Origin of the sequence: Arthrobacter sp. R-11, from assembly GCF_049913155.1 — a bacterium.
Lineage (GTDB): Bacteria > Actinomycetota > Actinomycetes > Actinomycetales > Micrococcaceae > Arthrobacter.
Genome location: NZ_CP183979.1, coordinates 112,011 through 135,548, shown reverse-complemented (window position 1 = coordinate 135,548; position 23,538 = coordinate 112,011). Strand labels below are relative to the sequence as shown.

At 67.7% G+C, this 23,538-nt stretch carries 23 protein-coding genes; 7 read left to right on the top strand and 16 right to left on the bottom strand.

Annotated features, from left to right (window positions below):
• The first annotated feature begins 75 nt into the window (after nucleotides 1–75).
• The 3 genes from ACN9M4_RS00660 to ACN9M4_RS00650 all read left to right on the top strand — a co-directional run bounded on the left by ACN9M4_RS00660 (nucleotide 76) and on the right by ACN9M4_RS00650 (nucleotide 3,775).
• Nucleotides 76–804, top strand: coding sequence for a Type 1 glutamine amidotransferase-like domain-containing protein (locus ACN9M4_RS00660; RefSeq protein ID WP_426301390.1), 729 nt, complete (start codon nucleotides 76–78; stop codon nucleotides 802–804).
• The gene (locus ACN9M4_RS00655; RefSeq protein WP_426301388.1) at nucleotides 797–2,221 is read left to right on the top strand and encodes an amidase; all 1,425 of its coding nucleotides are present in this window, start codon (nucleotides 797–799) and stop codon (nucleotides 2,219–2,221) included. Before ACN9M4_RS00660 ends, ACN9M4_RS00655 begins: the two co-directional genes overlap by 8 nt.
• Before the next feature lie 84 nt (nucleotides 2,222–2,305).
• A complete protein-coding gene (locus ACN9M4_RS00650) occupies nucleotides 2,306–3,775 on the top strand; it encodes a peptide MFS transporter (RefSeq protein WP_426301386.1) in 1,470 nt (489 codons plus the stop codon).
• Between the two features lie 89 nt (nucleotides 3,776–3,864).
• Here ACN9M4_RS00650 and ACN9M4_RS00645 read toward each other — a convergent pair whose 3' ends face one another.
• Nucleotides 3,865–4,422, bottom strand: coding sequence for a DUF4190 domain-containing protein (locus tag ACN9M4_RS00645; protein WP_426301384.1), 558 nt, complete (start codon nucleotides 4,420–4,422; stop codon nucleotides 3,865–3,867).
• Between the two features lie 160 nt (nucleotides 4,423–4,582).
• Between ACN9M4_RS00645 and pgm the strand changes: the two genes are divergently transcribed.
• On the top strand, nucleotides 4,583–6,235 hold the full coding sequence (gene pgm, locus ACN9M4_RS00640; RefSeq protein WP_426301382.1) for a phosphoglucomutase (alpha-D-glucose-1,6-bisphosphate-dependent): 1,653 nt from the start codon (nucleotides 4,583–4,585) through the stop codon (nucleotides 6,233–6,235).
• Nucleotides 6,236–6,253: 18 nt separating this feature from the next.
• Here pgm and ACN9M4_RS00635 read toward each other — a convergent pair whose 3' ends face one another.
• Together ACN9M4_RS00635 and ACN9M4_RS00630 are read right to left on the bottom strand one after the other, a co-directional pair.
• Complete coding sequence (locus tag ACN9M4_RS00635) at nucleotides 6,254–6,754, bottom strand: 2'-5' RNA ligase family protein (protein ID WP_426301380.1); 501 nt, start codon at nucleotides 6,752–6,754, stop codon at nucleotides 6,254–6,256.
• A 100-nt stretch (nucleotides 6,755–6,854) separates the two neighbouring features.
• Complete coding sequence (locus ACN9M4_RS00630; RefSeq protein ID WP_426301378.1) at nucleotides 6,855–7,460, bottom strand: malonic semialdehyde reductase; 606 nt, start codon at nucleotides 7,458–7,460, stop codon at nucleotides 6,855–6,857.
• A 181-nt stretch (nucleotides 7,461–7,641) separates the two neighbouring features.
• On the opposite strand from ACN9M4_RS00630, the gene ACN9M4_RS00625 reads away from it, so the two are divergent.
• Nucleotides 7,642–8,949, top strand: coding sequence for a hypothetical protein (locus ACN9M4_RS00625; RefSeq protein WP_426301376.1), 1,308 nt, complete (start codon nucleotides 7,642–7,644; stop codon nucleotides 8,947–8,949).
• Nucleotides 8,950–8,973: 24 nt separating this feature from the next.
• Here the strand turns inward: ACN9M4_RS00625 and ACN9M4_RS00620 are convergent, their stop codons facing one another.
• A complete protein-coding gene (locus tag ACN9M4_RS00620; RefSeq protein WP_426301374.1) occupies nucleotides 8,974–9,564 on the bottom strand; it encodes a helix-turn-helix domain-containing protein in 591 nt (196 codons plus the stop codon).
• A 77-nt stretch (nucleotides 9,565–9,641) separates the two neighbouring features.
• On the opposite strand from ACN9M4_RS00620, the gene ACN9M4_RS00615 reads away from it, so the two are divergent.
• Together ACN9M4_RS00615 and ACN9M4_RS00610 are read left to right on the top strand one after the other, a co-directional pair.
• Entirely contained in the window at nucleotides 9,642–10,616 is a 975-nt protein-coding gene (locus ACN9M4_RS00615; protein ID WP_426301372.1) for an NAD(P)/FAD-dependent oxidoreductase, read from the top strand.
• 124 nt (nucleotides 10,617–10,740) lie between these two features.
• Nucleotides 10,741–12,093 (top strand): uracil-xanthine permease family protein, encoded by a 1,353-nt coding sequence (locus tag ACN9M4_RS00610; protein ID WP_426301370.1) that lies wholly within the window; start codon nucleotides 10,741–10,743, stop codon nucleotides 12,091–12,093.
• A 6-nt stretch (nucleotides 12,094–12,099) separates the two neighbouring features.
• On the opposite strand, the gene ACN9M4_RS00605 is transcribed toward ACN9M4_RS00610, so the two are convergent.
• From ACN9M4_RS00605 to hxlB, 12 genes are all read right to left on the bottom strand, one after another.
• A complete protein-coding gene (locus tag ACN9M4_RS00605; protein ID WP_426301368.1) occupies nucleotides 12,100–12,675 on the bottom strand; it encodes a hypothetical protein in 576 nt (191 codons plus the stop codon).
• Nucleotides 12,676–12,765: 90 nt separating this feature from the next.
• Nucleotides 12,766–13,143: a hypothetical protein gene (locus ACN9M4_RS00600; protein ID WP_426301366.1), complete on the bottom strand. Its 378-nt coding sequence runs from the start codon at nucleotides 13,141–13,143 to the stop codon at nucleotides 12,766–12,768.
• Nucleotides 13,144–13,177: 34 nt separating this feature from the next.
• On the bottom strand, nucleotides 13,178–14,104 hold the full coding sequence (locus tag ACN9M4_RS00595; RefSeq protein ID WP_426301364.1) for an SDR family oxidoreductase: 927 nt from the start codon (nucleotides 14,102–14,104) through the stop codon (nucleotides 13,178–13,180).
• Nucleotides 14,105–14,480: 376 nt separating this feature from the next.
• Nucleotides 14,481–14,945, bottom strand: a complete 465-nt coding sequence (locus ACN9M4_RS00590) for a GatB/YqeY domain-containing protein (protein WP_426301362.1) — start codon at nucleotides 14,943–14,945, stop codon at nucleotides 14,481–14,483.
• A gap of 183 nt (nucleotides 14,946–15,128) precedes the next feature.
• Nucleotides 15,129–16,004, bottom strand: coding sequence for an HAD-IIB family hydrolase (locus ACN9M4_RS00585; RefSeq protein WP_426301360.1), 876 nt, complete (start codon nucleotides 16,002–16,004; stop codon nucleotides 15,129–15,131).
• Between the two features lie 4 nt (nucleotides 16,005–16,008).
• Nucleotides 16,009–17,151, bottom strand: coding sequence for a glycerate kinase (locus ACN9M4_RS00580; protein ID WP_426301358.1), 1,143 nt, complete (start codon nucleotides 17,149–17,151; stop codon nucleotides 16,009–16,011).
• A gap of 41 nt (nucleotides 17,152–17,192) precedes the next feature.
• Complete coding sequence (locus ACN9M4_RS00575) at nucleotides 17,193–19,856, bottom strand: AMP-binding protein (RefSeq protein WP_426301356.1); 2,664 nt, start codon at nucleotides 19,854–19,856, stop codon at nucleotides 17,193–17,195.
• An 80-nt stretch (nucleotides 19,857–19,936) separates the two neighbouring features.
• The gene (locus ACN9M4_RS00570) at nucleotides 19,937–20,752 is read right to left on the bottom strand and encodes a glycerophosphodiester phosphodiesterase (RefSeq protein WP_426301354.1); all 816 of its coding nucleotides are present in this window, start codon (nucleotides 20,750–20,752) and stop codon (nucleotides 19,937–19,939) included.
• Nucleotides 20,753–20,806: 54 nt separating this feature from the next.
• Entirely contained in the window at nucleotides 20,807–21,055 is a 249-nt protein-coding gene (locus ACN9M4_RS00565; RefSeq protein WP_426301352.1) for a hypothetical protein, read from the bottom strand.
• A gap of 106 nt (nucleotides 21,056–21,161) precedes the next feature.
• Complete coding sequence (proC, locus tag ACN9M4_RS00560; protein ID WP_426301350.1) at nucleotides 21,162–22,010, bottom strand: pyrroline-5-carboxylate reductase; 849 nt, start codon at nucleotides 22,008–22,010, stop codon at nucleotides 21,162–21,164.
• Between the two features lie 162 nt (nucleotides 22,011–22,172).
• Complete coding sequence (gene hxlA / locus ACN9M4_RS00555; protein ID WP_426301349.1) at nucleotides 22,173–22,796, bottom strand: 3-hexulose-6-phosphate synthase; 624 nt, start codon at nucleotides 22,794–22,796, stop codon at nucleotides 22,173–22,175.
• Nucleotides 22,797–22,861: 65 nt separating this feature from the next.
• The gene (gene hxlB / locus ACN9M4_RS00550) at nucleotides 22,862–23,467 is read right to left on the bottom strand and encodes a 6-phospho-3-hexuloisomerase (RefSeq protein WP_426301347.1); all 606 of its coding nucleotides are present in this window, start codon (nucleotides 23,465–23,467) and stop codon (nucleotides 22,862–22,864) included.
• Nucleotides 23,468–23,538: the final 71 nt, after the last annotated feature.

Sequence of the window (23,538 nt, the reverse complement as noted above, 5' to 3'; positions counted from 1 at the left end):
GGCCCGCTTCCGGCTCCGGTTCCCCGGCGCTAGGGTGGGCGGGAAAGGTAACGGAACACGCCTAGGAGACCTGCCATGCCCGCCGGAGCACCCACCATCCTGGCCACCTCCGGCGGCTACAAGCCAGGGCAGCGCACCCGGCTGGAGTTCGACCGCCTGGTGCATTACGCCGTCGAGCTTTCCGGGGTGTCCGGACGGACGCCGCGGATTGCGCACCTCGGCACGGCGTCCGGGGACCAGCGCTGGTTCGCCGCGGAGATGGACCAGGCTGCCCGGACCGCCGGCTTCGACCTGAGCCACCTGAACCTCTTCACGATGCCCAACCAGGAGGACCCGGAGGCGTACCTGCTGGAACAGGACGTGGTGTGGGTGCACGGCGGTTCGGTGGTGAACCTGCTGGCGGTATGGCGGGCGCACGGCCTGGACGCGGTGATCCGCCGGGTATGGGAGGCCGGGGTGGTCCTTGCCGGCGTCTCGGCCGGATCCATCTGCTGGTTCCAGGGCGGCACCACCGATTCCTTCGGCCCCGGGCTGCAGCCAGTCACCAACGGCCTCGCCCTGCTCCCCTATGCTAACGGCGTGCACTTCGATTCGGAGGCCGGCCGTCGTCCTATGGTCCACCGCCTCGTCTCCGAGGGCGTGCTGGGCGAAACGCACTGCACGGACGACGGCGTCGGGTTGGTGTACCGCCGAACGGAACTTGCGGAGGTGGTCTCCGAGGCCCGGGGGCGTGCCGCGTACCGGGTCACCGCCTCGGCTGGGGCCGTGGCTGAAGAACGTCTGGAGCCGCGCTTCCTTGGCTGAGTTGCACGATCTCGGCGCCGTCGCGCTGCGGGACGGCCTCGCCGCAGGAGACTTTTCCGCCCGCCACGTAACCACGCATTTCCTGTCGCGGATCGCCGCCCGCAACCACCTCTTGGGCGCCTTCGTCACCGTCACCGCGGAGCAGGCCCTGCTCGACGCCGGTAATGCCGACATCCTGCACGCGCGGCTCCGGCAAGCGGGCCGCCTTCCCGCCGAATTGCCGCCGCTTCACGGGGTGCCCCTGGCCTTCAAGGACCTGACGGATGTGGCCGGCGTCGTGACCACGCACGGCAGCGCCGCCCTGGACCACAAGCCCGCGCCCGCGGACGGCGCCCTGGCCGCGGCCCTCAAGGGCGCCGGAGCCATTTCGCTGGGCAAGACCCAGGTTCCCGAATTCGGACTGACGGCCTACAGCGAGAACCGGATCGCGCCGCCGTCGCGCAATCCGCATGCCTTGAGCCGCAGTTCCGGCGGCTCCTCGGGCGGCAGCGCCGCGGCAGTGGCGGCGGGATTTCTGCCGTTCGCCCCGGGCAGCGACGGCGGCGGCTCCATCCGCATTCCCGCCGCGGCCTGCGGAATCGTCGGCCTGAAACCGGGGCGCGGGCTGGTGCCGGCGGGTGAAAGCCCCGGAGATGCTGCGCGTCTGGTGGTGGCCGGGCCGCTGGCCCGGAACGCGCCGGACGCGGCCCTGATGCTGGACGCGCTGGTCCCCTGGGAGTCCCGGCCCGACGGCGGTTACCTTGCCGGAGTCCGGCGGGAACCGCCGCGGCTGCGGATCGGCGCCAGCCTGGACAGCCCGTGGAGCGGCATCTTCCCGTTCGAAGCCGGCCCGGAGGCCCTCGCCGGGCTGAACCGCGGCATCGCCCTCCTCGAAGCCGCCGGGCACGCCGTCTTCGAAGCGGCAGTCCGCTACGACAACCGCTACCCGGACGCGTTCACCGCGGCCTGGACCTCCGGCGTCGGAAGCGCACGGATCCTGCCGCAGCGCGAGGCCCTCCTGACGCCCCTCACCCGGACGTTCCGGAAGCGGGCGCAGCAGCGCAGCGCCCGGAAGGTGGCCGAGGCGGTGAGTTTCCTGCGCCGCTTCAGCGAAGACACCGTCACGCAATACGGGCAATGGGACGTCATCCTGACGCCCGCTCTCGCGCAGACGGCGCGGCCAGTGGGCTGGTTCAGCGGCACGGGTGGCGAATGGGATGGCGATCCCGACGACGACTACCGCCGGCAGTGCGAATTCGCGCCTTGGTCCTCCATGGTGAATGTGTGCGGACTGCCCGCGGTCAGCATCCCCACAGGCCTTGAGGGCGGTCTGCCGACAGGCATCCAGCTGATCGGGAAGGCAGGCTCGGAGCTGCTGCTCCTGCAGCTCGCGGCGCAGGTGGAGGAGCAGCGGGGAACGCCCGTCCTGCCCGTCTGAACGGAGTCTTTGGGCCCTCTGCCTGCCTTACCCCAGGCGTCCAGAATGTGACATTGACTACCATTCAGTGCCAGCATGGTGTAAATGAGCACATCGCAAACGACGGTGTCCCCGGCCAAAACCCCGGCGGACACCTCTTTTTTCGGCCACCCAAAAATGCTGGCCAGCCTGTTTTCCGTAGAGATGTGGGAGCGGTTCTCCTTCTACGGAATGCAGGGAATCCTCCTCTACTACATGTACTTCACCGCCGAACAGGGCGGCCTGGCCATCGACCAGACCCTGGCCGCCGGCCTGGTGGGCGCCTACGGCGGCGGCGTGTACCTATCCACGATCCTGGGCGCCTGGCTGGCTGACCGGATCTTCGGCTCCGAGCGCATCCTCTTCGGTTCCGCCCTCGTGATCATGGCCGGGCACGTGGCCCTGGCCCTGCTGCCGGGCATCCCCGGCCTGATCGCCGGCCTGGTGCTGGTGGCAGTCGGCTCCGGCGGCCTGAAGGCCAACGCCACCGCGCTGGTGGGCACGCTGTACGAGGAAAAGGACGACCGCCGCGACGCCGGCTTCTCGATCTTCTACATGGGCGTCAATATCGGCGGACTCGTGGGCCCGCTGGTGACCGGCTGGCTGCAGGAAAGCAACGGCTTCCACTGGGGCTTCGGCGCCGCCGCGATTGGCATGGCGATCGGCCTGGGCATCTATGCGATCAACCGCAGCAAGCTGCCGCAGGAAGCGCACCATGTGCCGAATCCGCTGCCCGCGGCCCAGCGCGGACGCTTTGGACTCATCTTCCTGGCCATCGCCGCCGTCATCGCCGCGCTGTTGGCCACGGGAATCGTCAACGCCGGAAACCTGGCCCGTTCCATGGCCTACGCCGCCATCGGCGCCTCGGTGATCTATTTCGTGCTGATCTTCCGCAGCCCCAAGGTCTCCACGGTGGAACGCAGCCGGGTGCTCGCCTTCATTCCGCTCTACATCGCCTCCGCCGCGTTCTGGGCCCTGTTCCAGCAGCAGTTCACGTTCATCGCCGTGTACTCCGAAGAGAAGCTGGACCGCAGCCTGTTCGGCTGGGAAATGCCGGCCGCGTGGGTGCAGTCCATCAACCCGGTCTTCATCATCATTTTCGCCGGCGTCATGGCCGCACTCTGGACCAAGTTGGGCCATAAGCAGCCGAGCTCGCCCATGAAATTCGCCGCCGGCCTGCTGGTGATGGGACTGGCGTTCCTGGCCTTCATCCCATTGGCCGGGGAGGGCAAGACCCCGCTGCTGGCGCTGGTGGGAATCCTGTTCCTGTTCACCCTGGCGGAACTGTTCCTCTCCCCCATCGGCCTGTCCGTGAGCACCAAGCTCGCCCCGCAGGCCTTCCACACCCAGATGGTGGCGCTGTTCTTCCTGTCCGTTTCCCTGGGCACCACCCTCGCGGGCATCCTCGCAGGCTTGTACAACCCGAAAGACGAGCTGCCGTACTTCGTGGGCGTGGGCGGTGCCGCAGTGGTCCTCGCGGCGGCGCTTGCCGCGGGCACCCCGGCCATCAAGAAGCTGATGGCGGGCGTGCGCTGACGGCCTCCCTTTAAACAGCGACTAAACCGCGACGGCGGCAGGCACCTCGGCGGGATTCCCGCCGAAGCGCCTGCCGCCGTCGTCGTCTGTCAGTAGTTGTAGCGGTACTGCGACGCAGCGGTGACGGCGATGATGAAGAAGATGCCGAGCACCACGGTGAGCAGGATGCCAAGGTAGCCCATGACCAGGCCGGCAATCGCCATTCCCCTACCTGACGGCTCCTTCTTCAATGCCATGTGGCCGAGCACGACGGCCGCGATCTGGGGAAGCAGGATGAAACCGAAGCCGAGGTAGACGGCAATTCCGCAGCACATGCTGGCGATGCTCAGGCCCTTGGGCTCCGCGGGCACACCGTAGTAGGCAGGCTGGCCATACGGGCCGGCGGGCTGGCCGTAGGGCTGCTGGCCCGGCACCTGTCCGTAAGGGCTCGCGGGCTGTCCGTAGGGCTGGCTCTGCTGACCGTAGGCTGCCGGCGCGGCGTAGGGCTGCTGGCCGTAAGGTGCGTCCTGGCCGTAGGCCCCGGGCTGGGCCGGCTGCGCGTACTGTTCGGGCCCCGGCTGGCCCGGCGGCATGAACGACGGCGGTTCGGACCCCTGCGGGGTGTCGTTCTTCGGCGTCTCGTCCGGCTTGGCTGGCTGTTCACTCATGAGATCCCCCTCTGAAAGTGCTGTTTTGCCCAGCCTACCGCCGCGCAGTCGGTAAACGGACGATGAATCTTGTGGCGTTGGCGGCGACTCCTGCCGTCATAGGGGCCGATTCGCGGTCACATCTCTTCAGCGGTGTGAAACGGTCTGGCATGCTGGGGCAATGGCTAGCCGTGCGGGCACAGTTGCCCTTCCCCAGGACCTTGTAGACCTCACCGCCCTCCTTGACGCGTACTACGACGTCAAGCCGGATCTGGGCGATCCTTCACAACGGGTGGCGTTCGGCACCTCCGGCCACCGCGGCTCCAGCCTGAAGGCGTCCTTCAATGAGGGCCACATCCTCGCCATCACGCAGGCAATCGTCGAATACCGCGCCGGACAGGGAATCACCGGCCCGCTGTTCCTCGCCAAGGACACACACGGCCTGAGCGAACCCGCGCAGAACTCCGCCCTTGAGGTGCTCGCCGCGAACGGCGTCACCGTTCTGGTCGACGCCCGTCACGGCTACACACCCACCCCGGCCCTGAGCCACGCCATCCTCAAGCACAACCGCGAGGCTGCCCCCGGCACGCCGCAGGCCGACGGCATCGTCGTCACGCCCAGCCACAACCCGCCGGCCGACGGCGGCTTCAAGTACAACCCGCCGCACGGCGGCCCGGCCGACACCGACGCCACCGGCTGGATTGCCAATCGCGCCAATGAGCTGCTGGAGGATGGGCTCCGCGGCGTCAAGCGCATCCCGCTCAACGACGCGCTCAAGGCCGAAACCACGGGCAAGTTCGACTTCCTCAGCAGCTACGTGGATGACCTTCCCTCGGTGCTGGACCTGGACGCCATCCGCCGAGCAGGCGTACGCATCGGCGCCGACCCCATGGGCGGTGCCTCCGTGGATTACTGGGGCGAGATCGGCGAACGCCACCAGCTGGACCTCACCGTGGTGAACCCTACGGTGGACCCGCAGTGGGCGTTCATGACCCTCGACTGGGACGAGAAGATCCGCATGGACTGCTCCTCGCCGGCGGCCATGGCTTCGCTGATCCAGAAGGTCGCGTCCGGAGACGCCCGATACGACGTCGCCACCGGTAACGACGCCGACGCCGACCGCCACGGCATCGTCACCCCCGACGGCGGGCTGATGAACCCGAACCATTACCTCGCCGTCGCGATCGACTACCTGTACCGCAACCGCAGCGGCTGGAACCCGGCGTCCGTGGTTGGCAAGACCCTGGTGTCCTCCTCGATCATCGACCGCGTGGCGCAGGGCCTCGGCCGCAAGCTCGTGGAGGTTCCGGTGGGCTTCAAGTGGTTCGTCCCCGGCCTGCTCTCCGGCGAAGGCGCGTTCGGCGGCGAGGAGTCCGCGGGCGCTTCCTTCAACAAGTTGGACGGCAGCGTGTGGACCACGGACAAGGACGGCATCCTGCTGGCCCTGCTCGCCTCGGAGATCACGGCGGTGACGGGCAAGTCGCCGTCACAGCTGTACAAGGGCCTCACGGACCAGTTCGGCGCTCCCGTCTACGCCCGCATCGACGCCGCCGCCACGCGCGAGCAGAAGGCCAAGCTGGGCAAGCTCTCCGCCGCGGACGTCACCGCCACCACGCTGGCCGGCGAGGACATCACGGCCAAGCTCACCGAGGCACCGGGCAACGGCGCTTCCATCGGCGGCCTCAAGGTAGTCACCGAGAACGCCTGGTTCGCAGCCCGCCCCTCCGGCACCGAGGACGTCTACAAGATCTACGCAGAATCCTTCAAGGGTGCCGAGCACCTCAAGCAGGTCCAGGACGAGGCCAAGAAGCTGGTGGACGGGGTCATCGCCTAGCCTTTCGGTTCTTCCAGGTCATCCAGCAGGCAGGCGCCAGAGCTTCAGGATTTTGCGGATGGTGTGTTTCCCGCCGGGCGCCATGTCCACGAGGGCGACGCGGTCCAGCAGGACGGCGTCGCCCTCGTGCGGTCGTTTTCCGTTGTGGTGCGAGATGTGGGGGCGGTAGCCCTCCAGCGTGTGGTGCGGGGTGGCGACATTCCCGCCCAAACCCGCGACGGCGTCGAAAAGTTCCTCATGGAGGCCCTGCAGCAGCGGGTGGTGGTCCACCAGGCTGACCGGGATGGAGCCCTGGCGTCCGAAGCGCTCCTCAGCTCCGACGGTGAGCTCCGCGCCCAGCGCACCCGCCACGGGAGCCGCAAGGAGCTGCGCGAGGTGGGGGACGACGTCGGGCCGGCTGCCTGGGGAGGAATCGACGTCGAACCTCAGGAGGGTGATGTGCAGCGGCCAGTCATCGCGGGGAAAGACGAGCCCCTCGGCCACTTCCTCGACGAAGACCACCATGACGAGGTTCCGCATAGGGACAGTTTCCCACCGCGCCGGCAAACAACGCTGTTAAACAAGCAGGCCCGGGTGCCGCGCTGCGAGCGCGGCACCCGGGCCTTTGGCTGTGTCGCCGTTAGACGGTGCGGACGACGTCGTCGTAGGAGAACTTCGGCTTGGCGGCGCCGAAGGCGTCCGGGCCGGGCTGGCCGATGTTGACTACCAGGAAGCTCTTCTGGTCGCCGGCCGGGAAGAAGTCGCGGTCGATCGCGGCGAAGTCGGCACCGGTCATCGGGCCGGCTGCGAAACCGAGGGAGCGGACGGCCAGGATGAAGTAGCCGGCCTGCAGGTGGGCGTTGTTGTTGCCGGTGGCCGCGGTGAACTCGGCGTTGGCGTCGTACATGGCCTTCGGGGCGTTGTAGCCGGGGAGGAAGTTGTCCCACTGCTCGTGCCAGGCGGTGTCGTAGCTGAGGATGGCGACCAGCGGGGCGGAAGCGGTCTTGGCCTTGTTGCCGTTGGCGAGGGAGTCCACGAGCTTGGCACGGGCCTCGTCGGAGCGGACGTAGGTGACGCGCAGCGGCTGGGAGTTGAAGGCGGTGGGGCCGAACTTGGTCAGTTCGTAGATGGCCTGGGCCTGCTCCTCGGTGACTTCACCGGCAAAGGAGTTGGCGGTGCGGGCTTCGGCAAAAATGGCGTCGACTGCGGCGGCGTCAATCACTGCTTCTTCGTGGGCGATTGTCATTCGCGTACCTTTCGCTGGGCCCGTGGCGATTGGGGTGGCCGGGCGCTGTTGCTTTCCATGGTTGCAACTTCAAGCGTTTTCCACAGATTCCCATAACGCCGTGTGACGTTGGGCACGCGGGTGGCTAGGCTGGCCGCGAATCGACGCAGCTGGTCCGCTTCGGCGGGATACGGGGGTAGACATGAAGCGCACGGCACTCTTCCTGGTCATCGCCACGGTGCTGGGACTTGGCACCGCATCCTGCGCGGAGGACCACGGATCTGGAGATTCTTTCCGCGCCTATATCGAGAAGAGCAACGCTCAGTGGATCGACCGTTTGGATATCCGTCCGGGCTCCGCGTCGTTTTTTGGCTCCTCCGAAATCCTGGTGATGTTGCGGGCGGATACTCCCGAGGACGTTTTTGCAGACTTCCAAAAGCGGATCAAGGATTACGATCCGCCTTTTGGCTCCAGGCTTGAGCTCCAAGGCCTGGCAGCCAACGGCGTTGGGGTCTGCAGGGGCGACCCAGCTGCGCCAGCCAAGACCAAGCTCCGTACACAGCTCCAGGCCACAGGGAAGAGTCTGGCCGGGACCTGGACGTGCAAGTCGGGCGCCCCGGGCGACAACATCTACCGCGGCAGTACAGAGACGTTCCTCGCCGACCGGAAGCTGCTCAACAGCCTGCCCACGTGGTCCGAAGGCCCGGAAATACAACTGAACGCGGAACTGGAGGGCGAGTTGAACGAGCCACGGGGAACGGTCAACGCCATCCTGCAGGACGTCCCGGCCGGGCTGGAATCAGCCCTGCACGCGGTTTCCGCTCGCGAAGAAATCGCGGAATGGACGTTCGAGAACCGTGTTCTCACCATCGCTGTGGAACCGAGCACAGCCCAGGCCGCGATCCAGCAGGCGGCCACGGCCGCCGGCGGCGGGCTCACAGTCCACGTACGGCAGGGCAGCGTAGCCGGCGCAGCACTGGCCCCGGAAGCTGCCGGGCTCCGCGCAGCTTTCCGCGGCCTTCCGGGAGTGGAGTCCGTGCGTATGGGAAGCGGCAAGTGGATCACAGTCACCCTGTCAGACATCAGCCATGCCGCCTCGGTTGTCAAGCAAGCACAGAACCAGCCCGAATTCACCGCGGGGTACGCGCTGAAGTTGTGGGTCCCCGTTGCCTGGCAACCGCGAAATCCTTTTAGCTACTCCTGGTACGGCGGGAAGCCCACCCAGCTGCGAGGTTTCGAGGAACTAGCCGGCAACCCCGCCGTTACGGCGCTGGATATCAATGACTCCGCTGACAATCCCGGCCTCAGCGCGGACTTCAAGGTGTCGCTGAACAATGTTGCATCCCTTGCGAAACCGCTGGTGGCCCCGGGGGCGTGGACCGTGCTGGAGGGCCCGGACGACAGTCAGCTCAACTTCCACGCCGCCAAGACATTGACCAAGGAGTCCTTCGAATACGTCAAGAACGCGGACCAGGACGAGTTCATCAAAGCCTGGAACGCCGCGCGTTAACGCCTGCTTCCCTGCATCTGCTTCTCAGCGCTTCGGGCCTGACTTGGCCCGGAGATGCATCCGCTCGCCTTGCCCGCCGAAGACGCTCAGGACCTCCACCGGCTGCTCCCCCGCGCTGCCGAACCAGTGGGGCACGCGGGTATCGAACTCAGCCACCTCCCCCGGGCCGAGCACCAGGTCATGGCCGCCAAGCACGAGGCGCAGCCGCCCGGAGAGCACGTACATCCATTCGTAGCCTTCATGGACGCGCGGATCCGGTTCGGCATTCGAGGCCGGAATCACGATCTTCCAGCTCTGCAGTCCGCCCGGCTGTTTGGTGAGGGGAATGACCGTCCGCCCGTTCACCTGGCGGGGCTTGAGCCTGATCCTGGGATCACCGACCTCCGGCGCACCCACCAGGTCGTCCAGCGGCACCCTGTATGCCTGCGCCAGCGGGAGCAGCAATTCCAGGCTTGGCTTGCGTTGGCCGGTCTCCAGCCGGGACAAGGTGCTTTTCGAAATACCCGTGGTTTCGGCCAAGGCCGTCAGCGTGATGCCGTGCCGAGTCCTCAGCCGTTTCAGCCGCTCGCCCACTTGCTCGAGTGCCGCCGTGATCCCGCCTGTTTCGTCTTCCACCCGCCCATCCAAGCCGGATTTCCCGAAAACAGCAACGATGGTTGCCGGTTCAGGGATGAAGCTCCAGCCTTGGACGCATGAGCGAATACGACGTTGTGGTTATTGGTGGCGGCGCGGCCGGATTGTCGGCGGCCTTGGTCTTGTCCCGCGCCGGGCGGAAGGTCCTGGTGGTGGATTCAGGGTCTCCGCGGAACGCGCCGGCGGCGCATATGCACGGCTTCCTCTCGCGTGACGGCATGCCGCCGCGGGAACTGCTGGCTGTCGGCCGGGAAGAAGTGCGCGGTTATGGCGGCGAGGTGCTCGACGGCGTCGTACAGGACCTGGTGCCGGACGGCACCCCGGGCTTCTGGGTGCTGCTGTCCGGTGGTGGTCCCCCCAAGCACGGTTCGGCGGGCGCCGGCCCCGAGGGCGGGCGGCGGATTTCGGCGCGGCGCCTGCTCGTGGCGACCGGCTTGCGCGACGAGCTTCCGGAGATTGAAGGCCTGGCGGAGCTGTGGGCGAAGGATGTGCTGCATTGCCCCTACTGCCACGGCTACGAGGTCCGTGACCGGCCGCTGGGTGTCCTGGGAAGCTCCCCGGACTCGGTCCGCTACGTCCAGTTGATCCGCCAGTGGGCCAAGGACGTGGTGCTCTTTGTTCCCGAGGGGCTCCTGACCGCCCAGCAGCGCACCGAGCTGACGGCCCGGGCAATCGGGGTCGTGGAAGGGACAGTCCAGCGGGTGGTGGCGCAGGACGGCCACCTCTCCGGGGTGGAAATGACGGACGGCAGGCTGGTCCCCCGGGGCGCCCTGTTTGTGCCGCCGCGCTTCGTGCCGAACAACGGCCTGCTCAGCGGCCTGGGCTGCGAAACGGACGACGCCGGCTGGGTGGTCACGGACGGGGCCGGGCTGACGAGCGTCCGCGGCGTGTACGTTGCCGGAAACCTGGTGAATCCGCGGGCCCAGGTCATCACGGCTGCCAGCGAAGGATCGATGGCAGCCGCGGCCATCAACGCCGACCTCGTGGAAGAGGACATCAGGGAGTCCGTGCGCAGCTTCAATCTGGGGTACTGATTTCCTTTCCGTTGCGGGGCCTGCTTTACGTTCTTTATTCGAGCCAAAGCACGTAAAGCGGGCCTCGCATTTCGGCGGTAAAGTGGCAGCGAAACCCCGCAATCTCCTGAGGAAGGCCCCTGCCATGAGCATGCTCGGCGTCAAATGGAAGCTCCACGGCAACGGCAAGACCATCCGCCCCGGCCAGGTGGTGGCCCCCGAGGAGCGGCTGGCCTGGCCGCTGACCATCGGCGTCGGCATGCAGCACGTAGTGGCCATGTTCGGCGCCACGTTCCTGGTGCCGATCATCACCGGGATGCCGCCGGCCACCACCCTGCTGTTCTCCGGCATCGGCACGCTGCTTTTCCTGGTGATCACCCAGGGCCGGGTGCCCAGCTACCTTGGTTCCAGCTTCGCGTTCATCGCCCCCATCCTGGCGTCCCAGCAGCAGTACGGCGTGGCCGGTGCGCTGGGCGGAGTGGTGCTGGCCGGCGTCGTACTGGCGCTCATCGGCGCGGTGGTGAATAAGTTCGGCGCGGAGTGGATCAACCGGACCATGCCGCCGATCGTCACGGGCGCCATCGTGGCGCTGATCGGACTGAACCTGGCCCCGGCCGCGAAGACGAACTTCGACAAGGCGCCCATCACGGCACTGGTGACCCTGGTGACGATCATCCTGGTCAGCGTGCTGTTCCGCGGGATCGTGGGCCGCCTGAGCATCCTGGTGGGCGTGGTGGTCGGCTACCTCACGGCCATGGCGCGCGGCGAGGTGGACTACTCCAAGATGGATGCCGCGGCGTGGATTGGCCTGCCGCATTTCCAGACGCCGGAATTCCACCTGGGCGTGGTGGGCCTGTTCGTGCCGGTGGTGCTGGTGCTCGTCGCCGAGAACGTTGGGCATGTGAAGTCCGTGGCCACCATGACCGGGCGGAACCTCGACGACGTCTCCGGTCGCGCGCTGATGGCCGACGGTGCCGCGACCATCCTGGCCGGCTTCGGCGGCGGTTCCGGCACCACCACCTATGCCGAAAACATCGGCGTCATGGCCGCCACCAAGGTGTACTCGACGGCGGCATACTGGGTGGCCGGTGTGTTCGCGATCCTGCTGAGCTTCTCGCCGAAGTTCGGCGAACTGATTGCCACCGTCCCGGCGGGCGTGCTGGGCGGCGCGGCCACCATGCTCTACGGCATGATCGGCATCCTGGGGGTGAAGATCTGGGTGCAGAACAAGGTCAACTTCTCCAACCCCGTCAACCTGACCACGGCCGCCGTCGCGTTGATCATCGGCATCGCGGACTACACCTGGACCATCGGCGAACTGAAGTTCACGGGCATTGCGCTGGGGTCGGCTGCGGCGTTGGTGATCTACCACGGCATGAGGGCCGTCGCCCGGGCGCGCGGCACCGCGGCCGAGCCCGAAATGGAAACCGCAGGGCTTCCGCCGGCCGCGAAGTCGGCGATCAACGCTGCGGCGAAGCGGCACCCGAAGAAGCGGTAAGGGCTCCTAGCGGCGAGTTCTTTTTTGTCCTCCTTGGATGCCTTGGCCGCCTTGGTCGCCGCTTCGGAAAACGGGGCCATATGAGAAGCCAAGGGCCAAAGCCCAGGCCGCGAAACCGGCTACCAGGCTGGGCCAGCCGAAGCCCCGGTTGCCGTCGGAGGGCGTGGGGAACAGGGGCAGGCCGTGCGGATAGATCGTCAGTTCATACGTGTCGGTTCCTCCGACGATCAGCAGAACAGTCAGCAACGCCCACCACGCCCAGCGTTGGGCGCGACGAAGTCCCGTATGGGCAACCCACACCGCAAGCACAAGGCCAGCCACGGACATGCCGGCGCCGCCGACCATGTGTGCCAAGGTGTGCGCCTTCACGAGACCCAGCACTCCATCGTCCGTGTTACTGACAGGAGTGGAGGCCATGAACACCAGCTGCCATGGGTCCTCCCCCGCGAGCAGGAGTGCCGCGACGGCCAGCATCCACGCCGCCGCGTTCAAGCGGCCGATCCGGCGCGCGGCCAACGCGAGGGCCACCACCGCCGCGATGCATGTCGCCGCCCAGACGGCACCTACAGTGGCCTGATCCATAACCCCATTGAGGACTCCGAAACGGGGGGTGTCAACGAAGGATCTGCCCCGAGCCGGCACGAAGCCTTACCGTCGGCCGGGTACGGCCTCCTACCCGGCGTCGAACCTTTCGCCTTCTTCCTCGTCATCGCGCGGCGACTTCTCCTGCGGCCGGCCGGTCCCGCCGCCGTCGGGACCCTTGGACGAATCAACATCGGGGCGATCCAGCACGTCGGTGTTTCCTTCGTCCATCTCCGCCTCCGCTGACGGAAGGACGACGTCGGGCCAATCAGTGTGTCGCTCGGCCTTGGCCTGTTCTTCGGTGCCGCCCATGCGTCCGGCGCCCGGCTCACCCGCGCTGTCCGCGTCCTCGTCGATGGCCTGTCCGGTCCGGGGCTGCGCCAGCTGTTCGCCGCCCATTTCCTGCTCCACCGTGGGCGTTCCGTAGCCGCCCGCTTCCTCCTCAGGGTTCCTGCGATCCTGATCCATGGTGTTCCTCCCTTTCGTCGAGGTTGGTGGGGAACTAGAGTCCCTTGCCGCCCGTCACGGGAAGCACGGCGCCGGAGATGTACGAGCCTTCGTTGGACGCCAGCAGAACATAGGCCGCGGCGAGTTCGGCGGGCTGGCCCGCGCGTCCGAGTGGCGTGTCCTGCCCGAAGTCAGGCAGGTGGTCCGGCCATTCAGTGGCCGGGATCAACGGTGTCCAGATCGGCCCGGGCGCGACGGCGTTCACCCGGATACCCTTCGGCCCAAGCTCCTGTGCGATCGCCTTCGTGAAGGCCACCTGCGCGGCCTTGGTCATCGCGTAGTCGAACAGTCCCGGGGACGGGTTGAAGGCCTGTATCGAGGCCGTGGTGATGATCGACCCGCCTGGCTTCATGTGCGGGACCGCCGCCTGCGCGGTCCAGATCAGGCTGTAGAGGTTGGTCTTGAAGACCCGGTCAAACTCTTCCGTGGGGGTTGAATCGAGGCTCTCGCGGTTCTTCTGGTACGCGGCATTGAGGACCAGGACGTCGAGCCGGCCGAACTCGCCAACCGTCTTGTCGACGATCTCCGTGCTGAACTGCTCTTCCCGCCCGTCGCCGGCGAGCAGCAGGGAACGCCTGCCGGCTTCCTGGATGAGGTCCGCCGTCGCCTTGGCATCTGCCTCTTCCTCGGGGAGGTAGGAGATCGCGACGTCGGCCCCCTCCCTTGCGAAGGCAATCGCCACCGCCCTGCCGATACCGGAGTCCCCGCCGGTGATCAGCGCCGCCTTGCCGTCCAGCCGGCCGTGGCCCTCGTAGCTGCGTTCGCCGTGGTCCGGCGTGGGCTCGGTCTTGGCCGTGAGGCCCGGTTGTTCCTGCTCCTGTTTGGGAAACGGGCCGGAGTGGTAGCCGCCTCGCGGGTCCGACGGCGGCGAATCCAAGGCGTCCGGGGCTTGCTGGGATGGGTGCTGCTGTGAATCGCTCATAGTCCACCTGCTCGTCTGTTCGGTGTGCCGGTCGAGGAAGTTCTGCGTTCACTGGACGTGTCGTCCACACATTCGACGCTAACGGGGCGCCAAGGCCGAGTCCATGGTTTTCGGAAAAATAATCAGCAGACTTACTAAATTCCGGCTCTGAGGCTAAGTTGTCGCATCCCCGGGTGGCGCGCGCCCTTGCGCGAGCTCGCGCAGCGGTCGGTGGCGGCGGAGGTCGCCGCTGCGACCCGGATGAGTGGCCGGACGGTGCAGCGCCGGATGGGCCAGGCGGTTGAGGTGGCTACCGGGTTCCCGTTGACTTTTCGGGCGCTCTCGGACGGGCGGCGCGCCGCTGCCGGGCCGCCGTCCTCGCTACCGCTCCGCTCCGCTACGTGAGGCGTTTGCGGACGATCTCGCTGACCGCCTTGCCGTCGAAGCGGCCGGCAACCTTCTCGGTGACCGGCTTCATGACATAACCCATGTGCATGAGCGACAGCTCCACGCCGTCGGCCTTGAGCGATGCAATGGTCTCGTCGACAATGGCCTCGACTTCAGCAGCGGTCAGGGGTTCGGGGAGGTAGGCCTCGATGACCTCGGCCTCTGCGATCTCCGTGGCGGCACGCTCGGACTCCCCCGCTTCCTCGTAAATGTGGGCGGTTTCGTGGCGCTTTGCTGCCTCTTTCTGCAACATGGCCGTGATCTGGGCGTCGTCCATGTGGATGGGCGTCTTGCCGGCCTTCTCACGGGTGTCGATCTCGCTCAGGACATTGCGCACGGCGGACAGGGCCACGCGGTTGCCGTCCTTCATGTGGCTGACGACGTCTGCGTGCAGCCGCTCCTTCAACGTAGACATGGTGCTCCTCGATTCGATACGCCGGCTGGCTGGCTGCCAGCCCGGCCAGCGGTGACAGCGTCCCGGCGGGGCGTCGCATCGTAGGGCATGGCGGACGTCGGGCCATGCTGGTACATCAATTATCTGCCCGGGGAGTGGAAGCGGCGACCGCCTTCGATCCCCGTTGTGCGCCGTGGTGGGGGCTCAGATCAGCCCGAGCTCCTCGAATGCCGCCACGAGGCCTTCCTGCTGCGGCGGCGCGGCGGTACGGTCTGCCAGGGCCAGCAATTCGGGCGAGGATCCCTCGATGGCGACCCCGATGCCGGCGAAAGCGACCATCTCAAGGTCGTTCTCGCCGTCGCCCACTGCGATGCTGTTTTCGCGCGAAATGCCCAGGTGCGCGATCGCCGCGGCAACGCCGTCGGCCTTGCTGATGCCGCGCTGGTACAGCTCGCCAGCGTGGCGGCCTTCGTCCGCGATGGAATTCTCGACGACGGCGATCCCGTCGCCGATTTCCTCAACCAGCAGCTGCATGGGGACCGGGGAGTCGAACACCGAGACCTTGGAGAACGGCACTTTGGCCAGGTCCGGGACACGCTCCAGTGCGCCGAGGATCGCGGACGATCCTACCTCGCGGCCGTCCGGCGCCTGGCTGAAGTGTTCCTCGATGATGGCACGCAGGCGTTCCTCCGCCGCCGGTGCCACGTGCAGGGATTCCTGGGCTTCCAGGACGTAGACGGCGTCGTGCGCATCGAGGGTGGCGACCGTGCGGGCGGCGAGATCCGCAGGGAAGCGCCGGTCCACGAGGACTTCGCCGGCCACCTCCACGTAGGCGCCGGCGCTGGCCACGAGCCCGTCGAAGCCGGCACCACGGATGGCGCCGGGCAGCATAGAGACGGGCCGGCCGGTGCACAGGAACACCCGGTGCCCCGCCTCGCGGGCCGCCTGGACCGCCCGCACATGGCCCGCGGGCACCACGCCGTAGTCCGCGTAGGTGCCGTCCACGTCGAGGAAGACGGCGCGGACGGTTCCGGCTTTGGTTACTGCGGCGGGAGTTCCGGTGTTCAGCTCAGGGCTCACGCGCTTACGCCCCTTCGAGAAGCTGGCTCGTAGCCCAGGCGAGGTACTTGGCGGCGTTGGCAACGGCGTCCGCGATGTCCGGTTCGCCGTCGCGCTTTTGTGCGATGTCCAGCAGCTGGGCGGCGCCTTCCACGCCGTGCTTGGCGAGGTCTTCGGGCGTGACCGCAATGCGTCCGGCCACCACGAGCACCGGGATGCCGCGGTCACGTGCGGCATCGGCGAGGCCGATCGGCCCCTTGCCGCTCAGCGACTGGGTGTCCAGCGAACCTTCGCCCGTGATCACCAGGTCGGCCCCGTCCAGCTGGGATTCCAGACCGGTCAGCGCGGCGACCAACTCGAAGCCGCCTTCCAGCTGCGCTTCCGTGAAAGCCAGGAACGACGCCGGGAAGCCGCCGGCAGCGCCCGCGCCGGGGATGTTGGTGTCCCGGCCCGTGGCCTCCCGCAGCACGGATGCCCAGTTGCGCAGGCCGGCGTCGAGCAGTTCCACGGCGTCCGCGTCCGCGCCCTTCTGGGGCCCGAAAACGTGCGCGGCGCCGTCACTGCCGTAGAGCGGGTTGCGGACGTCGACGGCGATCCGGAAGGTGGTCTTTGCCAGGCGCGGATCCAGCGCGGAGACGTCGAGGGCGGTGATGTCGGCCAGCGAACCACCGCCGAGGGGGACCACGTTCCCGGCGGCGTCGAGCGGCTTGAGGCCGAGCGCGCGCAGGGCTCCGCTGCCGCCGTCGGTCATGGCCGAGCCGCCCAGGCCAAGCACAATCTCGGTGGCCCCGGCGTCGAGCGCCGCGGCGATGAGCTGCCCGCAACCGTAACTGTGCGCGCGCAGGGAGTTTTCCGGCGTCGGCTCCATGCTGGCGAGGCCGGAGGCCTGGGCGGTTTCGATCACGGCGGTGGCACCGCCGAAGGAGTTTTCGCGGATCGCCCAGGCGGCGCCGACAGGCTTGAGGATGGGGCCGGTGACGGCGTTGACGCGTTCCTCGTAGCCGGCGGCGACGGCGGCTTCCAAGGTCCCCTCGCCGCCATCGGCGATCGGGAAGCGGGTGACGACGGCGTCCGGGTAGACCCGCAGGGCCCCCTCGGCGATGGCTGCGGCCGCCTCAGTGGCGGTCAAGGAGCCTTTGAACTTGTCCGGGGCGATCAGAATGCGCATGGGCCCTATCTTGCCATCCAGCGCCGACAGGATAAGCCGCGTTACGCCGTCATAAGCGGCGCAGCCGCACTATGGTTCCGCCGCCTCCCCAGACGCCGCTCCGCCAGGCCCAGGAAGCGCATGGACAGGGCCCAGTACGCCACGCCGGCAGCCAGCGAGGCCAACAGGGCCAGCAAGGGGCTGGCCCCGGCGAACAGGGGGTACACCAGCCAGTGCGTCAGGTAGATGTAAAGGGAGGCGCTGGCCAGAAGCCCGAGCGGACGCCTGAGCACAGCAGGTACCAGCAGGGTGGGCAGCCAGATCAACACGAGAACGCCGGCGATCACCGTGTTCTCCCGCAGCTGGTCGCCGAAGAAATAACCCGGCACGGTCAGCACCACCAGCGCCGACACCAGCAGCCGCTGCGGCAGGGTCCTGGACCGCGCCACCACCCAGCCGAAGGCGAACAGCCAGAACGTGGGCATCGGATGCGGAAGGCCGGGGTCCACGATGTCGTACCGGGTAATGAGCCCCAGCCCGGCGAGCGCCAGCGGGAAAGCGAACGGGAAGCGCCGTTCCAAGCGCCCCACGGCGGGGACGGCCAACAGCACGGCCAGCCCCACCAGCATGTACACGAGCACTTCGATGAACCAGAAGTGCCACTGGGTGGTCACTTCCTCGGGCCCGATCATCGAGTTCAGCAGGAAGATGTTCGCCACGGTGTAGCGGTCCGTCAGCACGAAGGCGACGGCGATGAACGCCATTGCCGGGATCACCAGCCGGCCCAGGCTGTGCAGCTGCCGTTTCAGCCGCCGGCCCCCTTTGCCGCCCAGCTGGAAGCGCGCGAAGTTGTACCCGGCCACGGCCATCAGGATGTGCGCCGAGCCCTCCCAATGGAACAGCCCGATATGCGTGGCCGCGATCAGGATGATGCCCAGCGCGCGCAGCACGATTCCGCTCTCCAGCGGGGCGAACAAGCGCTTCGCGGGTGCGAAGCGGCGCTCTGCCGGAGCGGCTTCCCGCGGCACCAGGTCGCTCACGGGGGTGACGTGCCAGTCCGGCGGCAGGTGGCCGAGCGCCTTCTCCAGGCGGATGGACGCGGCCACATAGGACAGCGAATCGCCGCCCAGGCTGACGAAGGTGTCCCCGTCCGCGATGTCGTCCCGTTCCAGCGCGTCGGCGAAGATCGTGCGGGCGTCCTCCGGCCGCTTCGTCTTGCGTTCTGTGCCTAGACGCACGACGGCGGGCCGTCCGGCGGCGGTGACCGCGCCGTCGTCGGGCAGGCCGTCCGCGAGTGCGTTGTCCGCGAGCGCCAACACCGCCGGATAATCCGTCTTCCCGGTTGAAAAGCGCGGCAGGGCCGCGACGGCGTACATCTGCAGCGCCGCGCGCGGCAGGCCCAGGCCCTGGGTGACGATCTTGGCAAGCAGCTTGGTGTCGTGCTCACCCTCGACGGCGACCACGAGTTTCTCGTCCGAACCTGCGGCGGCCGCGGTGATGCCGAGCTCGGCCAGCATGGCCTCGACCTGTCCAAGATCGATCCGCAGGCCGACGATCTTCACGAAGCGGCTGCGCCGGCCGACCACCTGGTAGAGGCCGTTGTCCTGGCAGCGGGCGAGGTCTCCGGTGCGCAGTTCGGTGATGGTCCGGCCAAGCGCCAGGTCCTCGGGGCTCCGGGCGTAGCCGAGCATGACGTTGGGGCCGCTGTAGACGAGTTCGCCGACAGGCCCGTCGGCCGAGTCCAGGCCGTCGACGGGTTCGATCCGGAAGGAGCCGCCGGGCACCGGAACGCCGATGCTGGAAGGGTTCGCCACGGCGAGCTGGGGCGGCAGGTAGGCCATGCGCGCGGTGGCTTCGGTCTGCCCGTACATGACGAACAGCTCCCAGCCACGGCGCCGGCCAAGCTCCGCGTAGTGCTGGACCTTCTCCGGGGCGAGCCTGCCGCCGGCCTGGGTGACATAGCGCAGGGCGGGCAGCTCCATGGCGCCGAAGCCAACGCGTTCAAGGAGTTCGAAGGTGTAAGGCACGGCGGCGAAGGAACTTACCCGGTGGCGCCGCATGAGGTCCCAGAAGCAGGGGTCCACCACTGACAGCTCGGTGAGCGCAAGGGCGGCCCCGCGGAGCAGGTGGCTGTTGATGACCGAGAGTCCGTAGCAGTAGGACATCGGCAGCGTGGTGGCGGCGCGGTCGTCAGCGCCGATGCGCAGGTATCCGGCGATCGACTCCGCATTGGCCTGCACGTTGTCCTGCGACAGCCGCACGAGCTTGGGCGATCCAGTGGAGCCGGAGGTGCTCAGCAGCAGGGCGAGTTCCGGGTACAGTACGTGGCCGCTGCCGGGGCGGCGTTCCTGCAGCACGGGATCGGCGGTGGCTTCGGCGCCTGACCTTTCAGTGCCTGACTTTTCAGTGCCGGAGTGCATGACGACATCCGGATCATAGGCCGCGATCAGCGACTCCAGGGCGGCCGGCTTGTCCGCGGGGACGATCATCAGCGGGTGGCCGCCGGAGAGCGCGGCGAGGTAGCCGACCAGGGACGCGACATCATTCGCGGCGGCGAGCGCCACGAGGCGGCGCGTGGTGCCAAGCCGGGCGGCCACGGCGTCGACGCGGCCGGCCAATTCCTCATAGCTGATGACGGTGTCGCCAGTGATGACGGCGGCGCGGTTTCCGAAGCGGGCCAGGCCCGCGACAAACGGGATCCGCGCGAGATCAAGGGGGATGGTCACCCGAGCGATTTTATAGGATAGCCTTAGCTAACTTCATTTGAGTTTCTGCAAGCGTCACCAATCCAGTCACGGGTGTCACTTCACCACCATTGGCCACGCTTTTCGAGCACTTTCTTCAGCAGGTCGGCCCTGTCCGTGACGATTCCGTCCACGCCCTGCCCTTCACCGCCCAGCCCTTCACCGCGCAGGTCCAGCAGCCGCTCCATTTCCGCCGGATCGTTGACGGTCCACACGTGCACCTGCAGCCCCAGGCGACGGGCCCTGCCGAGGAAGCGCGGGGTCAGCAGCTCCAGCGGGCCGTAACGGACGGGCACCTGGAGGGCGTCGACGTCGTGCATCACCCTGGCGAGCCAACGCTCCGGAAGGAGCGGACCGGCAAGGGCGAAGACTGCCGTGGAGACGATCCCGGCGGACGACGCCGTGCGGCGGCTGAGCCTTTTCAACACGGCCCGGCGGCGGCGGTCGGAGAAGCTGGTGATGAGGACGCGTTCGTGCGCTGCGCAGCGTTCGATCACCGCGGCCAGGGGCGCCACGGTGTGCCAGTCCTTGACATCGATGTTCAGCCGGGCGTCCGGGAATTCCCGCAGGATGTCCTCGAGCAGCGGGACGGCTTCGCGCCCGCCGATCTTCGCCCGGGACACCTGTGCGTAGTCCAGTTCGCTGATCCGGCCGCGGGAGTCGGTGACGCGATCCAGGGTGTGGTCGTGGAACAGCAGCACCCTGCCGTCCGCGGTTGCGCGGGCGTCCGTCTCAAGGTGCGTGATGCCAAGCCCGACGGCGGCGCGGAAGGCCGCCGCGGAATTCTCCAGTCCCTCGCGTGAGAAACCGCGGTGGGCCAAGGCAAGGGGACCGCTGGCGCCACCGGGTCGCAGGAAATAGGGCAGAGGCTGGCTCACCCGCGTAGCGTAGCGCAGCCCAGCCCAGCCCAGCCCAGCCCAGCCCCCGAAGGCTCAGCCCTCGTGGCGGACGATCTCCACGCCGTCGGCGCAGTGCACCAGCGTACGGCCGCGGCCGCCGTCGAGGTTCACCCACACGATGCTGTGGTCGCCGGACACGGCGTCCACAGATCCCCGGTCCTCGTATCCCGGGGCGAGCTTCACGCTTACGCGGTCGCCCCGGCGCAGTTGCTTCCAGTGTTCGGCAGGCTCGGCGCGGCGGATCGGCGCCTCGTACATGCCGTTCGTCTTTCGCTTGGCCATGATGTCCCCCTGAAGTGAGCTCTCAGATATGAAGCCAGCCTAAGAGGCTGAGTTGAACGCCAGTTGGATTCCAGGTGTGAGTTTCCGGTGAGCTTAATCGCGCGTCTTAGTCGAGCGCGGTTTCGCCCAGTAACGCGGTGATTTCGGCGGTCCGTTTCACGGTTGCGCGGGCGCCCTCGGCGATGATGCCGGGAACATCCCGGCCGTCGAAAACGGCGATGGCGCGTGAGGTGATGGTTTCGGGGCCGGTCATCGCGTTCCTCAGGGCCGTTGCCGTGGCGCCCGGCTCGCCGAGCATGAGGCCCGCCCCGGCCACCGTTTCCTGGGCAAGGAGCTCGGACAGCTCCCGGTCCAGGCCTAACTCCTCGCCCGCGGCCGCCATCGCTTCCGCCAGGTAGTACGCGTACGCCGGGCCGGAACCGCTGATGGCAGAGACCAACGCGATCTGCTCCTCCGGCACCTCCACCACGGTTCCGGAGCCTTCGAAGACCGCCCTGGCCTGCTGAAGCTGCGCGGGGCTGCAGGTGCTGCCGGGCGAGAGCGAGACGACTCCACGGCCCAGCTTGAGGGGCGTGTTCGGCATGCTCCGGATCACCGGCTGCCCCTGGGGCAGGGCTGCCTCGAGCTGCGCGAGCGGCAAGGCCGCGGCCACGCTCACCACCACGGCGTCCGGCCGCAGCGACGGGCCGATCGCCCGGGCCAGTCCGACCGTATCGCCCGGTTTGACGCCCAGCACGACGACGGCAGCCCCCTCGCACGCGCTCCGGTTGCCTTCCGGCTCCTCCTCGCTGGAGATGAACCTGACACCGGGATAGCGGCTGGCAAGCCCGGGAACACGTTCGGCCCGCCGGACCGTCGCGACCACGTCTTCCGGAGCGGTCCCGGCCTCCAGGAGCCCGGCCATGATGGCTTCGTTCATTTCTCCGCAGCCGAGGAAAGCAATCATGCTGGTCATTCGTCCTTCCCGAGTTCGGCAGGAAAACGTTGGCAAAAGAAAACAGCGGCGGTGCGCACCCAGTCCTGCCGGGACATGGAGTCCTGTCCGCCGTCCCGGCAGGAACGCACCGCCGCTGTGGCTTGTTTGCCCGCGAGGGGCTTGCGCTGGACGCGCAGTCCGCTAGATGATCGCGGCGCGCAGTTCCTTCGCGGCAACGGCCGGGTCGTCGGCGCCGTAGATGGCGCCGCCGGCGACGGCGACATCAGCGCCGGAGCGCTGCACGGCAGCGATGGTGGACAGGTTCACGCCGCCGGCCACGGAGAACGGCACGCGGGCTTCTTCGCCGGCGTTCAGGAGCACGTTCAGGTCGTAGCCCGGCTTGGCCTGCTCGTCCAGACCGGCGTGCATCTCGACGAACTTCGCACCCAGGGCACGGACTTCCTTGGCACGGGCCACCTTGTCCTCGATGCCGATCAGGTCCACCACAACACCCTTGTTGTGGGCCTTGGCCGCCTTGACCGCACCGGCAATGGTGGAGTCGTCGGCAGCACCCAGCACGGTGACCAGGTCCGCGCCGGCCTTGAACGCGATGTCGGCTTCGAGTTCGCCGGCGTCCATGGTCTTCAGGTCGGCGAAGACGATCTTGTCCGGGTGGGCCTCCTTGACGGCGGTGATGGCGGACAGGCCTTCGCTCTTCACCAGCGGGGTGCCGAGCTCGATGATGTCCACGTACTCGGCAACCTTGCCGGCCAGTTCGAGGGCAGCCTCGGTGGAAAGGACGTCAATGGCAACTTGCAGCTTCATGGGTATCTCACTTCTGGTTTGGTCTTGTGTGGGTTGTTGCAGGAAGTTACGGATGCTTGCGGGGCTTACTCGAGGTTGGCGTGGCGCAGCCAGAGCTCCTCGGCCGGGGTCGCATCCCCGTCCCAGAGGGTCTGGAACACGGCCTCGGCGGCCAGGAACAGCACCTGTTCGAAGAGGGACCCCGCATACTGGCGGGACAGGCTGGAGCCGTGGTCCGTTTTCTGCGCGGCGGGAATGGTGACAACGACGTCGGCCAGTTCCGCGAGAGGCGACTCCGGGTTGGCGGTGTACACCGCCAGGCGGGCTCCGGCCTTTGCGGCCGTCTGGGCAGCGCGCACCACGCCGGAAGTCGTTCCCGAACCGGAGGCCAACAGCAGGACATCACCCGAACGGATAGCAGGGGTGGTGGTGTCACCGGCGATATGCACCTCGAGGCCGAGGTGCATCAGGCGCATGGCCACCATCCGCAGGACAAGGCCGCTGCGGCCGGCACCGGCAACGAATACCCGGCTGGCGGTCCGGAGTTCCTCCGCCAAGCGGGAGAGCTGGCCGGGGTCGAGTTCCGCGGTGGTCCCAGCAACTTCGCCCCGCACAAGCGACAGGTTCGCCGAGATCAGGCGTGATGTTTCTGTGTCAGATGCGGTGGGGGCCACCTCAGCGGTGAGGGTCATTTGCCATGCCTCCTGTTCTGCCCGGGAAGTTCTTGTGCTTCAATCGTCGCTCCCGGAACGGGTGTGCAGAA